The organism is Micromonospora sp. H61, assembly GCF_018070325.1.
Classification (GTDB): domain Bacteria; phylum Actinomycetota; class Actinomycetes; order Mycobacteriales; family Micromonosporaceae; genus Micromonospora; species Micromonospora salmantinae.
In genome coordinates, this window is record NZ_JAGPXY010000051.1 from 14,613 (window position 1) to 27,438 (window position 12,826).

The following is a 12,826-nucleotide window of genomic DNA, read 5'->3' on the forward strand; positions in this document are numbered from 1 at the left end:
GCGAGCTACTTCACAGCGGTATCACGCTCAGGTGACGCCGCGACGCCGGTCCACCGCTACGTACGAGCCCGGTTGACTCTTGGCCACCGTCTTCATTTCCGAGGCCACCGCGATCGCCTCGAGCGGGTCGGTGAACCGCTTGCCGGCGTCGGAGAGGGACACCCCGATGGAGAGCGTGACCAGGGCCGCCCGCCGGATGTTGCCGCGTCGATCCTTCAACTCGACGAAGCCGCGCTCCCGGTCGGTCTGGTCGTAGAGCGTGTCGGCGGCGTTCTCGAAGTCGACGACCGCCCGGGACGTCAGTGGGCGCACCTGGTCCGGGGCGCAGACGATGACGAAGTCGTCACCGCCGACGTGACCGAGGAAGGCCGGTGGCAGCCCGACGCCCACCACCGCCCGGTGCAGGCTGCGGGCCAGCGCGGAGATGAAGTCGTCGCCGCGCACGAAGCCGTACCGGTCGTTGACGCTCTTGAACCGGTCGATGTCGACGTAGCCGACGGCGTAGTCCACGCCGTTTCGGACCCGATCGCTGATCTCCCGACGGATCCGGCTGTTGCCCGGCAGCCCGGTCAGCGGGGAGACCTCCCGGAACTCCTTGTTGCGGCGCAGCGTGGACGAGACCCGGGCCACCAACTCGGCGGTGTCGAACGGCTTGACCAGGTAGTCGTCCGCGCCGGCGCTGAGCCCGTGCACCTTGTCGACGGTCATGCCCTTGGCGGTCAGCATGATCACCGGAAGGGCTGACGTCATCGGGTCGGCGCGCAGCCGGCGGGTCAGCTCCAGCCCGTCGATCCGGGGCATCATGAGGTCGACCACCGCGAGGTCCGGCCGTTGGCGTTCGATGACCTCCAGGGCCTCCTGGCCGTCGCTGGCGTGGATCACCTCGAAGCCGTGCAGCCGCAGGTTGAACTCGACGAACCGAGCGATGTCCGCGTCGTCGTCCACGACGAGAATGATGTCCTTGCGGTCGGCCTCGGGCTCCACCTCAGGCCCCGGGCGCCGCGCGTTCCGCCAGTGCCCGCAGGTGCCGTACCGCCTCCGCCGGGTCGGCGGCCCCGTACACGGCGGTGCCGGCCACGAACGCGTCGGCGCCGGCCGCGGCCGCCTGCTCGATGGTGTCGGCGGCGATCCCGCCGTCCACCTCGATGCGCAGCTCCAGGTGCCCGGCCGACGCGTGCCGCCGGGCCGTCCGCACCTTCTCCAGGAGCTGCGGAATGAACCGCTGCCCACCGAAGCCCGCCTTGATCGTCATGATCAGCAGGGTGTCGAAGCTGGGCAGCAGGTCCAGGTAGGGCTCGATCGGGGTGTCCCGGTCGATGGCCAGGCCCGCCTTCGCACCGGCCGAACGCAGGTCCTTCGCGAGCGCCACCGGGTCGTCGGACGCCTCCGCGTGGAAGGTGACGTTGTACGCCCCGGCGTCGGCGTACCCGGGGGCCCACCGGCGCGGGTCCTCGATCATCAGGTGCACGTCGAAGGGCATCGTCGTGACGGCCCTCAGGCTCTGCACCACGGGCAGCCCAATGGTCAGGTTCGGCACGAAGTGGTTGTCCATCACGTCGACGTGCAACCAGTCCGCGGCGTCCTCGACGGCACGGACTTCTTCGGCGAGGCGGGCGAAATCGGCGGCCAGGATGCTCGGCGCGACGATCGGCGGCGGTACGGTCACGGGGCCAGTGTACGAAGGTGGCCACCCGCCACCCGCATCGCGGCACCTTTGGGGACGCCCTGTGACCCAGCAGTGACCATTGGTGCAGAATTGGACGCTCCGGACCCTCGAATCCGGACGAACAGACATCAGCCACTGGCCGATCGACGGAAACGCGACGACACTCCAACCGGGACGGTGCCGTAGGCTGCACGCCCGCCGGGGTCTCGCCGCGGGGCGCGGCGACCGGCCGCCAGCTCCCGGGAGGGCGGACGATGCGACGGTGGCTTCCAGCGCTGGTGCTGGCCAGCGTCACGACGATGCTGCTGCTGGCCGGCTGCGCGCCGGCGCGAGGCGCGGACGGTGATCTCACCGACGACTGGCCGACGCTGCGGGTTCCGAAGCCGTTCACCCCCGCCACCGACACCTGCCTGCCGCGGATCGCCACTGTCGTGCAGGCCAGCACGTACGAGACGGTGGACTGCGCGCGCAACCACCTGGCCGAGACCATCCACGTCGGCACCTTCGTCGGGCCCGACGCGCTGACCGAGGCCCGACCGGAACCCGGATCGTCGGCGCTGCGCACGGCTCGCGCCGAGTGCGACCAGCGGGCCCGCCAGGTGCTCGGCGGCGACTGGCACACAGCCAGACTCGCGCTGTCCCTCGCGTTGCCGTCCGCGCCCGCCTGGGCCGGCGGCGCCCGCTGGTTCCGCTGCGACCTCAGCGAGACCGGCAGCATCGACAACACCCGCCCGGTGAACCGCACCGGCAGCCTGCGCGGCGCGTTGATCGGCGACACGCCCCTGACGCACCGTTGCTTCGACCCCAAACTGATCGGCGACAACCTCAACTACATGGCGCCGGTGCTGTGCACCGAGCCGCACCGCGCCGAGTTCGTGGGTGTCTACGAGGAGCGGGACATGAGCTGGGCGGAGTTCGCCAAGTCCGCCGAGCAGGCCCACCGGCGCTGCATGGCGCTGATCGCCGAGTACGCGGCGGTGCCCAACAACAGCGAGCTGCCGTACCGGGCCGGGTCCATCTACTACCCGCCGTCGCAGCGGGAGTGGGAGGACGGCGACCGTGGAGTGCGCTGTTTCCTGTGGAGCGACGACCGCAAACTCACCCGCTCGATGCGCGGCGCCGGTCCCGAGGGACTGCCCGCGATCTGAACATCGTTGCCGTATGCTGCTGCGCCGTGGCGCTATCGACCGGCTGGGTCCGGTCGGGGGCCAGCAGCAGCGGGAGGTCGGGATGCGACGGTGGCTGGCGGCGTTCGCCGGGGGTGGTGCGCTGGCCCTGGCGCTGGCCGGGTGCGGCGCACCCGCCGGAATCGACAGTGACCTCATCGACGACTGGCCGGCGCCCGTCGCGGCGCAGCAGTTCGTCCCCGCAGCCGACGTCTGCCACCAGAGTTCCCAGCAGGTCGGCTTCCTGACCGGCTACAACCCGACGGCGTGCACCGAGGCGCACCGGGTGGAGACCATGCACGTCGGCACCCTCACCGGTCCGGGCGCCGACGGCGGCACGCCTCCGCAGCCCGGCTCCGCCGGCATGCGGGCCGCGCAGACCGGGTGCGACACGGCGGTCAACAAGGCGGTGGGGGCCGACTGGCGTTCCGGGCGGCTCGGCCTGACCGTCGTGCTGCCGTCGCCGCAGGCCTGGTCGGGCGGAGCCCGCTGGTACCGCTGCGACGTCACCGAGATCGCCAGCATCGACGACACCGCTGTCGACCTGCGCACCGGCAGCCTCCGGGGCGCGCTGTCCGGAGCGGCCCCGTTGGCGTACCGCTGCTTCAACCCGAAGCTGGTCAAGGACGACATCGACGAGATGGTGCCGGTCTCCTGCACCGCCAAGCACCACGCCGAGTTCGTCGGCGTCTGGCAGGCGCCGGACACCACCTACGCCGAGTTCACCCGCAGCACCAAGCGGACCCACCGGGCCTGCCAGACGATGATCGCCAAGTACGCCAAGGTCCCGGACAACTCCCAGCTCGACTTCCGCGCCGGCACGATCTACTACCAGCCGTACGAGGAGGAGTGGCGCAACGGGAACCGGGGCGTGCAGTGTTTCCTCTGGATCTCCGACCGGAACCTGACCCGCTCGATGAAGAACGCCGGCACCAAGGGCCTCCCGGTCACCTGAGCACGCCGCGCACGGCGTCCGGCCGGTCGGTCGACCGGCCGGACGCGTGGAACGGATCAGCCTCGGCGCAGGACGGCGAGGAACATCGCGTCGGTGCCGTGGCGGTGTGGCCAGAGCTGCACTGTCGGCCCGTCACCGAGACCGGGCATGCCGGCCGGCAGCAGCGGGCGGGCGTCCACGAAGTCCACCGCAACCCCGCTACGGCGGGCCGCCTCGGTGACCGTCACGTGCGTCTCGACGGTGTGCGGCGAACAGGTCACATAGGCGACCAGGCCACCCGGGCGGACCGCCCGCAGCGCCGCGCCGAGCAGCTCCCGTTGCAGCCGGGTCAGCGGCGGCAGGTCGGACGGTTGGCGACGCCACCGCGACTCCGGCCGACGACGCAGCGACCCCAGCCCGGTACACGGGGCGTCGACCAGCACCCTGTCGAAGTGCTGCTCCGGCAGTTTCGGGTCGCCGCCGACCTCACGGCCGTCCATGGTCAGCACTGCCACCGGCAGGTCCCGGGTCGCCAGGGAGACCAGCCGGGCGCGGTGCTCGGCCACCTCCACCGCTGTCACCCGGGCACCCCGCTGCGCGGCCAGCGCGCCGAGCAACCCGGCCTTGCCACCCGGGCCGGCGCACAGGTCCAGCCAACGTCCGTCCGGGCCGTCCAGCGGCGCGTCGGCGAGCGCGGTGGCCACCAGCTGGGAACCCTCGTCCTGGACGTGGGCCCGGCCGTCGACCACCGCCGGGATGTCGCCCGGCGACCCGCCGGGCAGATAGACGGCGTACGGCGAGAAGGCGCCGGGCGCGCCGCCGACCTGGTCGGCCAGCTCGATCGGGTCGATCAGGCCGGGCCGGGCACACAGGTGCACCGGCGGGCGCTCATTGTCCTCGATCAGGAGGCGCTCCGTCTCGCCCAGATCGCCGCCGAGCGCCTCGGAGAAGGCCCGCACGATCCACTGCGGGTGGCTGTACGCCAACGCGAGGTGCCCGACCGGGTCGGTCTCCATCGGTGGGGCGAGCTTCGCCACCCAGGCGTCCGCGTCACGGCTGGACACCTCGCGCAGCACCGCGTTGGCGAAACCGGTGGCGCCCGGAGCGACCGAACGGACCAGGTCCACAGTCGACGACACCGCGGCGTGCGCCGGCACCCGGGTGTGCAGGAGTTGGTACGCCCCGAGCCGCAGCGCGTCGCGTACCGGCGGGTCGATCCGGGCCACGTCCCGGCCGGCCGCGTCGGTCAGGATCGCGTCCAACGTGCCCAGGTGGCGCAGGGTGCCGTAGGTCAGCTCGGTGGCGAAGGCCGCGTCCCGACCGAACAGCCCCTCTTCCCGCAGGATGATGGGCAGCACCAGGTTGGCGAACGCGTCGTCCCGGTGCACCGCCGCCACCGCCTCGTACGCGGCGCGGCGCGGTCGGTCCAGCGGTGGTCGGACCGGGCGCCGGTCCCCGCCACGGCCGGTCGACGGGCCGGAGCGCGTCGGTCGGGTTCCCTCCGGTGCCGTCACGCGAAGTCCTCTCCAGTGCCGACCCGGACGCCGCGCGCCCAGTCGGTAGCGTCCATCGCCCGCTTGCCCGCGGCGCGGACCTCGCCGAGACGTACCGGCACTGTCGCCGTGCCGGCCAGCACCCGGGACTTCTCCACCAGCAACTCTCCCGGCTTCAGCTCCGGGCCGTCGGGCACCGGGACGACCGGGCCGAGCTTCACCCGCTCGTCGCGGAACGTGGTCCAGCCACCCGGCGCGGGCGTACAGGCCCGGATCCGCCGGTCCACGGCGAAGGCCGGGTCGCTCCAGCGCACCCGCGCGTCGTCCACTGTCAGCTTCGGCGCCAGCGACACCCCGTCGGCCGGCTGCGGCTCGGCGCGGGCGGTGCCGTCGGCTATCGCGTCGAGCACCGCCACCAGCAGCCCGGCGCCGGATTCGGCGAGCCGCCCCAGCAGGTCGCCGGAGGTGTCGGTGGCGCGGATCTCGTCGGTCAGCGTGCCGTAGACCGGGCCGGTGTCCAGGCCCTCCTCCAACTGGAAGACGCTGGCCCCGGTCAGCTCGTCGCCGTGCAGCACGGCGTGTTGCACGGGTGCGGCGCCACGCCACGCGGGCAGCAGTGAGAAGTGCAGGTTGATCCAGCCGTGCCGGGGGATCTCCAGGGCCGCCGGCGGCACCAGCGCGCCGTAGGCGACCACCGGCACGCAGGCCGGCTCCAGCTCGCGCAGCCGGTCGAGGAACTCCGGGTCGCGGGGGCGGGCCGGCGTGAGCACCTCGACGCCGTGCTCGTCGGCCCATGCGCCGACCGGTGAGCGGGACAGACCCCGCCCACGCCCGGCGGGCGCGTCGGGCCGGGTGACCACTGCCACCAGCTCGTGCCGGGAGGCGGCGACGGCGGCCAGGGCGGGAACGGCGACGGCCGGCGTACCGGCGAAGATCACGCGCATCCGGGTCAGCGCCCCAGACCGAAGGGGTCGCTGATGTGCGGGCTGAGCTTGACAGTGGGCGGGGCCGCCGCGTCGTACCACTCGGCCTGGCGGATCGCCTTCATGGCTTCCTTGCGCCCCTCCGGGTCCAGTCGGTCCAGGAAGAGCACCCCGTCGAGGTGGTCGGTCTCGTGCTGCACGCAGCGCGCCATCAGGCCGGTGCCGACGATCTGCATCGGGTCGCCGAACGAGCTGAAGCCCTTGGCGACGACGTTCTGCCGACGCTTGGTGTCGAAGTAGAGCCCGGGGATGGACAAGCAGCCCTCCGGGCCGTCCTGCTCCTCCTCGTCGGGGAACTCCAGCACCGGGTTGATCAGGTGCCCGAGGACGTCGTCGACGTCGAAGGTGAACACCCGCAGGCTCACACCGAGCTGCGGCGCGGCCAGGCCGGCGCCGTTCTGCTCACGCATCGTGTCGGTGAGGTCGGCGACGAGCCGACGTAGCTCGGCGTCGAAGTCGACCACCGGATCGGCCGGCGTGCGCAGCACCGGATCCCCAAACAGACGGATGGGCTGGACGGTCACGCGGAACGGCTCCTTCTTCGGGTGGACGAGCGGTGCCGTACCAGTCTACGGAGTGCCCGGCCGGGCGCCGGGCGGCGCACCTCGCTCAACCACCGCCGGTGTGCCCAGCGTCACCGGCGGGCGTCCCGGCGAACAGCTCCCGGACCCGTTCGGCGTCCGGGTGGCCGAGATCGTCGAGGATGACCAGGGCCCGCCGCCAGGTACGCGCGGCGCCGGCCGCGTCCCCCACCGCCTGTCGGCTCTCGCCCAGCCGGGACAGGGTGTCCGCCTCGTCGTAGCGGTCGCTGACCCGCCGGTACAGCCCGAGGGCCCGCTGGAAACAGCGGATCGCCGCCCGGTGGTCGGCCAGTCGGGCGTGGATGAAGCCGATGCTGTCCCAGGTGTTCGCCTCACCGTGCCGGTCGCCTGTCGTCCGCAGCAGCGCCAACGCCTCCCGGCAGTGCCCGAGCGCGGGCTCGTACCGGCCGAGCTGGGCGTACGCCCACCCCACCGCGTTGCGGGCGCTGGCCTCCCCGGCGACGTGACCGGCGGCCCGGTACAGCGCCAGGGCCCGCTCGCTCTGCTCCAGGGACTCGGCGTGCCGGCCGAGCCCGTCCAGCATCGCGCCGAACGCCCGGTGGGTGCGCGCCTGCCCGGTGTGGTCGCCCAGCTCCGCGAAGATCACCAGGGCTTGTCGGTAGTTCCTCGCCGCCTCGTTCACCCGACCCAGCCGGGACAGCACCCGGGCCAGGTCGCGGTGGGCGTTCGCCTGCCCGGGTCGGTCGCCGGCCCGCTGCGCCCCGGCCAGGGCGTTCCGCTGGGCCACGGCCAGGTCCGGCCACCGCCCCCGGCGTTGCAGGAAGTCCACCAGTGTCCAGGCCAGTTGCCAGGCATGGCCGTCGAAACCGGCCCGCCTCGCATGGGCGACCGCCGCCAGCAGCACCGGATACTCGACGCTGAACCAGGCGAGCGCCTGACCGAGGTCGGTGATCTCCTCGGGCAGCACACCCGGCGCGGCGGCGGTGAGGGTGACCGGGTCCCGACCCGGTTGCAGCAGCAGCGCCGCGGCGTGGGCGGTGTGCAGGTAGTGGTCCAGCCCGCGCCGGATCGCGGCCCGCCGGGCCTGCTCAGGTTCGAGACGTTCGACCTGCTCGGCCGCGTACGCCCGGAGCAGGTCGTGCGCGCCGAACCGGCCGGGGGCGTGCTCGTTGACGAGGTGCGCGTGGGCCAGTTCGGCCAACAGTCGGGGCACCTGGGCCCGGGGCAGTCCGGCCAGACTGGCCGCCGCGGCGAACCCGATGTCCGGTCCGGGATGGCAGCCGAAGAGCCGGAACAGGCGGGCCGCTGCCGGGGTCAGACTCCGGTACGACCAGGAGAAGACGGCCTGCACGTCGGTGCCGGCGTCCCCTCCGTCGAACGAGTCGAGTGGTCGCGGCGCCGCCCGCAGTTCGGCCGCGAGGGTGGCCAGCGGGAACGTGGGCTTCTCCGCTCCTCTCGCGGCGAGCACGGCCAGCGCCAGCGGCAGCCGCGCACACCGCTCGATGATCTCGTCCACCGCCTGTGGCTCGGCCGCCAACCGGTTCGTGCCGAGCCGCCGGGCCAACAGTTGCCGGGCCTCGGCGGCGCTCAGCAGGTCGACGCCGATCGGCCGGGCACCTTCGGCGGCGATCAGGCCGGCGAGCCGGTTGCGGCTGGTTACCAGGACCAGGCAACTCGGGCTGCCGACCAGCAGGGGTCGGATCTGGTCGGCGTCGCGGGCGTTGTCCAGCAGCACCAGCATCCGGCGGCCGGCGAGCAGGCTGCGGTAGAGGCCCACCTGCGCGGGCAGGTGGGTGGGGATGCGTTCGGGCGGCACCTCGAGGGCCTCCAGGAAACCTCGGACCGCCTCGACGGCCGTCACCACCGTTCCGGTGGCGTCGAACCCGCGCAGGTCGACGTAGAGCTGGCCGTCCGGGAAGCGATCGGCGACCCGGTGCGCGAAGGTGACCGCGAGGGTCGTCTTGCCGACCCCGGCCGTACCGGACAACGTCATGACGGTGACCGATGCCACGCCGTCGTTCTCGGGCGCCACGGCGCGAGCGCATTCGGCATCGAGCTGGGCGAGTTGGGCCGCACGCCCGACGAACCCGGGCAGCGCCGGGGGCAGTTGGCGGGGTATCGGGAACCGGGGGGACGTGGTGCCGGCGCGCGAGCCGCCGACCCTGGCCCGCGGCACCGCCCGCCCGGTGGTGGCGTGCTCCCGGTTCGGGCGTCGACGTCGCTCCTCGACCCGGTCCCGCGCGGTGGCCAGCACCCCCTGCTCGGCGGGGGTGGCCCCGAGCAGTCGGATGAGGGCGTCGAACCGCTCCGGCGGAGGCAGGATGTTGCCGGCGAAGTACTCCCCGATGATCCCGCGCGACCAGCCGGTCTTCGCTGCCAACTGCCGGTACGTCAGCAGGGTCTCGCCCTGCTGCCGGGCTTCGCGGCGGCGCAGCTGGCGCAGCAACCCGGCCAACTCGGGAAGTGTCTGCGCCTCGATGCCGGCGCGGACCAGCTGGGCTGACCCGTGTGACGTCTGATGAGTGCCGGAAGGTATCCACGGCTCGGACATGTGACCCCCACCCCCGGTCATCCGGCCCCCCGGATGCGCACGGGCAGGGTAATTCCGGGCCGACGCAGCTCGATAGACGGTTGCCAATGTATGACAGTTCCACGTCGCCTGTACCGGCTACCTGACCGCCCGTCGGGTCTGCGCCTGGCGGAGCTACTACGAGGACATGTTCTCCGGCATGGCCGGAGTGGGCGCCTCGGGCGTCATCCTCGGCTGAGCCGTCGCGGCGAAGGCCGTACGACTCCGGGCCGGCGCGCGTACCCCGCGCGTCAGCCCGGCCTCACGCTGGGTTCAGACGCTGGCGCCCGGGTCGCCCGCGAGCACCGCGTCGCCGCGGAGCAGCGCAGGCTCGGGCAGCGGCAGCTGGATCTTGTGGGCCGCCTCCCAGTCGTAGATCAGGCCGGGGCGCACCTGGGCGGCGAAGTAGTCGATCGCGGTCATCCCACCCACTACCGGCTCGTCGACCTCGGCGACCAGCTGGGCGGGAACCAGGGAGAACCCGTTCTGCAGGGCGGCGCTGAGGCGGCGGTGACCGTCGACGACGAAGAAGTACTCGCCGGTGAACCCGATCTTCAGCGGTTCGAGGGCCTCGTCGCCGGCCTCGGCCACCCCACCGACGAAGTCGGTGTCCCACAGACCGCGCAGGGTGGCGATGTCCTCGGTCGGGTAGACCCGGGCCGGGTCCAGCAGCAGCAGCGGCGGCGCGTCGCGCAGCACCTCGGCGCCGAGCGTGCCCTCGTACGCGGCCACGATGTGCTCGATCACCTCGCTGGCGGACGCCCGGGTGGTGTCGCAGATCAGGTCATAGTTGCGCAGCCGGGCCTTGTCCACCCCGTAACGGATGATGAACCGGCTGCGCTCGCTCGCGCTGCGCTCCCGGAGCTTGGCCTTGGCCTCCTCCAGGGAGGCGTAGCTCTCCGCCGGCCCGGAGGGGCGGGCGAGCACCCGGCGGGCCGCCTCGCCCGGCTCGGTGATCATGTGCACCTTGAGCGCGTCGGTGAAGAAGTGCCAGGCCAGCCGGGAGTCCATGACGAGGCGCTCACCGGAGGCGGCGATGTCCCGCTGGAGCTGGTCGACGTAGCCGTCGACGGCCTGGTCGAGCTCGGCGTGCAGGTTGAGCTGCAGCGCGGTCATCTGCCGCTGCTGCGCCATCTCCCGGTAGAGGTCCCCCACGCTGACCCGGCGCATGCCGAGCCGCTTGGCGATCTCGACCGACACGGTGCTCTTGCCGCTGCCGAGGTCGCCGTTGAAGACGATCGATTGTCCAACGGTCACGACTGGTCCACCCCTGATCACCGGCTCATTGACATCATCGACCTCGCGCCCGACCGACGCGTTCCCGCCATCGTCGCGCCATCCCGCGGCGGCTCCAGCTCGGCGCGGCTGACGCCCCCTCGCGACCTGGAGCCCGTCGTACGCCTTGGCATGACGGGCGATGCTACCACTCGGGCGCCACCGCTTTGCCGGACGCGGTGTGCGAGGGCCCCCGGCAGCGGGCGAGGTCCGCGGCCGTCGGCACCGGGCCGAAACGCCTCAGAACAGGCTCAGCGGATCGACCTGGAGACGAACCGGATCGGCGGCCTTGCGAGCGGCCCGGACGCCGGCGGCCGAGTGCAACGTGTCGGCGAGCGCGGCGGCCCGGGCCCGGGGCACCCGGACCAACATCCGCTCCCGGCCCTCCTCGGCCGGCACCGGCCCGAGCACCTCGGCGTCGTCGGGCAGCCGGGCCGCGGCCAGCAGGTCCGCCACCGCTTCGGCCGCTCCGGTGACGCTCGCCATCCGCACGGCCGGCGGGAAGCCCAGCTCGCGGCGCTCGGCCAGCTCCCGACCGGCGAACCAGCCGGCGTCCCAGCGCAGCAGCGCCTGCACGGGGGCGAGCGCACCGTCGGCGACCACCACCACCCGACCGGCCGGCGCCGGGCGGGCCAGCGCCGCCGCCGCCAGCCAGCGGCGCAGCGCCTCCTCGCCGGCGCGCAGGTCGGCCCGGGTCAGCAGGGCCCACGAGTCGAGCAGCAGCACCGCGCCGTAGCCGCCCTCCGCGACCGGCTCGGCGCCCGGCGTGGCCACCACCAGGGCCGCGCCACCGGGCACGTCGGTCAGCACCTCCTCGCGCCCCGAGGTGCGCACCGGCACGTCGGGGAACGCCCGGCCCAACTCCTCGGCGGTCCGCCGGGCGCCGGTCACCGCCGCCCGCAGCCGCCGGCCACCGCACTCAGGGCAGGCGTACGCGGCCGCCACCCGGGCGCACCACCGGCAGGCCGGGGTACCGCCGGCCGAGGGCAGCGCGAGCGGGCCGGCGCAGTGCGCGCAGCGGGCCGGGGTGCGGCACTCGGCGCAGGAGATCGACGGGAGGTAGCCGCGGCGGGGCACCTGCACCAGCACCGGCAGGTCCTGGCGGAGCGCGTCGCGGGCAGCCGTCCAGGCCAGGCTGGGCAGCCGGGCGGTGGCGGCCCCGGGGTCGCGGGCCAGTTGCGGGTCGTCCCCGGTCGGCGCGATGGCCGGGATCCGCGCCCGCACGGTGGCCCGGTCGGCGACCACCTCCGGGGCCCAGCCGGTCTCCACCAGCAGCTGCGCCTCGGCCGTCCGGGCGTACCCGCCGACCAGCGCGCCGGCCTCGGCGAGGTGGGCGCGGGTGAGCAGCACGTCGCGAGCGTGCGGGTAGGGCGCCCGGGGCTCGGAGTGCAGGTCGTCACCGTCGTCCCAGACGGCGACGAGGCCGATCCGGGCCACCGGGGCGAACATCGCCGCCCGGGTGCCGATCACCACCGGCACCTGACCACGGCGAGCGGCGAGGAACGCCCGGTACCGCCGGGCCGGGCCGAGCGCGGCGGAGAGGCTGACGTGCCGCCCCGGGCCGAGCACACCGGTGAGCGCCGCGTCGAGGCGGTCGAGGTCACGCGCGTCGGGCACCACGACCACCGCGCCGCGCCCACCGGCGACGGTGGCAGCCACCGCGTCGGCGTAGCGGGCCGCCCAGTCCTCACCGGGCAGCGCCGACCAGACCGCGCGGGGCGCCCGGCCGTCGGCGAGCGCCCGCAGCAGGGCCGCACCGGTCGGGTAGTCGCGCCACCCGCGCGGGTCGACAGCCACGGTGGGGGCAGCCGGGGTGGGCTGCTCATCGTGCGGCTCCTTCTCCACCCGCGCGTGCCGGGGTGGCACGGCGAGCCGGAGCACGTCGGCGAGGCTGCCCGCGTACCGGTCGGCGACCGCCCGGGCCAGCCGGGCGACCTCGGGGGCCAGCACCGCTTCCGGGGAGACCACCTTCTCCAGGTACGCGAGGCGGCCGGTGTGCCCGGAGTCGTCGGCGCGCGACAGCAACCACCCGTCGACGAGTTGCCCGGCGAAGCGCACCTTCACCCGGGTACCGGGAACCGCCACCTCGTCCAGTTCCGCCGGCACCAGGTAGTCGAACGGCCGGTCCAGGTGCGCCAGTCCGACATCCACGCAGACGCGCGCGACCGGCGACCCGTCAGCGGGTCGCCGGTCGCTGC

At 73.8% G+C, this 12,826-nt stretch carries 10 protein-coding genes; 2 read left to right on the plus strand and 8 right to left on the minus strand.

Annotated elements, in window-relative coordinates; translation table 11 throughout:
- Nucleotides 1-27: 27 nt before the first annotated feature.
- On the minus strand, nt 28-984 hold the full coding sequence (locus KBX08_RS22800) for a response regulator (protein ID WP_210785446.1): 957 nt from the start codon (nt 982-984) through the stop codon (nt 28-30).
- Between the two features lies 1 nt (nt 985).
- Complete coding sequence (gene rpe / locus KBX08_RS22805) at nt 986-1,666, minus strand: ribulose-phosphate 3-epimerase (protein ID WP_210785447.1); 681 nt, start codon at nt 1,664-1,666, stop codon at nt 986-988.
- 254 nt (nt 1,667-1,920) lie between these two features.
- Here rpe and KBX08_RS22810 point away from each other — a divergent pair, with 254 nt between their 5' ends.
- Entirely contained in the window at nt 1,921-2,814 is an 894-nt protein-coding gene (locus tag KBX08_RS22810; protein ID WP_210785448.1) for a septum formation family protein, read from the plus strand.
- An 82-nt stretch (nt 2,815-2,896) separates the two neighbouring features.
- Nucleotides 2,897-3,787: a septum formation family protein gene (locus tag KBX08_RS22815; protein ID WP_210785465.1), complete on the plus strand. Its 891-nt coding sequence runs from the start codon at nt 2,897-2,899 to the stop codon at nt 3,785-3,787.
- A 56-nt stretch (nt 3,788-3,843) separates the two neighbouring features.
- Here the strand turns inward: KBX08_RS22815 and KBX08_RS22820 are convergent, their stop codons facing one another.
- From KBX08_RS22820 to KBX08_RS22845, 6 genes are all read right to left on the minus strand, one after another.
- Complete coding sequence (locus KBX08_RS22820) at nt 3,844-5,322, minus strand: transcription antitermination factor NusB (RefSeq protein ID WP_247669886.1); 1,479 nt, start codon at nt 5,320-5,322, stop codon at nt 3,844-3,846.
- Entirely contained in the window at nt 5,277-6,203 is a 927-nt protein-coding gene (fmt, locus tag KBX08_RS22825; RefSeq protein WP_210785450.1) for a methionyl-tRNA formyltransferase, read from the minus strand. Before fmt ends, KBX08_RS22820 begins: the two co-directional genes overlap by 46 nt.
- 5 nt (nt 6,204-6,208) lie before the next feature.
- Entirely contained in the window at nt 6,209-6,766 is a 558-nt protein-coding gene (gene def, locus KBX08_RS22830; protein ID WP_091401921.1) for a peptide deformylase, read from the minus strand.
- 85 nt (nt 6,767-6,851) lie between these two features.
- Complete coding sequence (locus KBX08_RS22835; protein WP_210785451.1) at nt 6,852-9,335, minus strand: tetratricopeptide repeat protein; 2,484 nt, start codon at nt 9,333-9,335, stop codon at nt 6,852-6,854.
- A gap of 291 nt (nt 9,336-9,626) precedes the next feature.
- Nucleotides 9,627-10,610: an AAA family ATPase gene (locus KBX08_RS22840; protein WP_210785452.1), complete on the minus strand. Its 984-nt coding sequence runs from the start codon at nt 10,608-10,610 to the stop codon at nt 9,627-9,629.
- A 258-nt stretch (nt 10,611-10,868) separates the two neighbouring features.
- Nucleotides 10,869-12,779, minus strand: coding sequence for a primosomal protein N' (locus tag KBX08_RS22845; protein WP_307850610.1), 1,911 nt, complete (start codon nt 12,777-12,779; stop codon nt 10,869-10,871).
- Between the last annotated feature and the right edge of the window lie 47 nt (nt 12,780-12,826).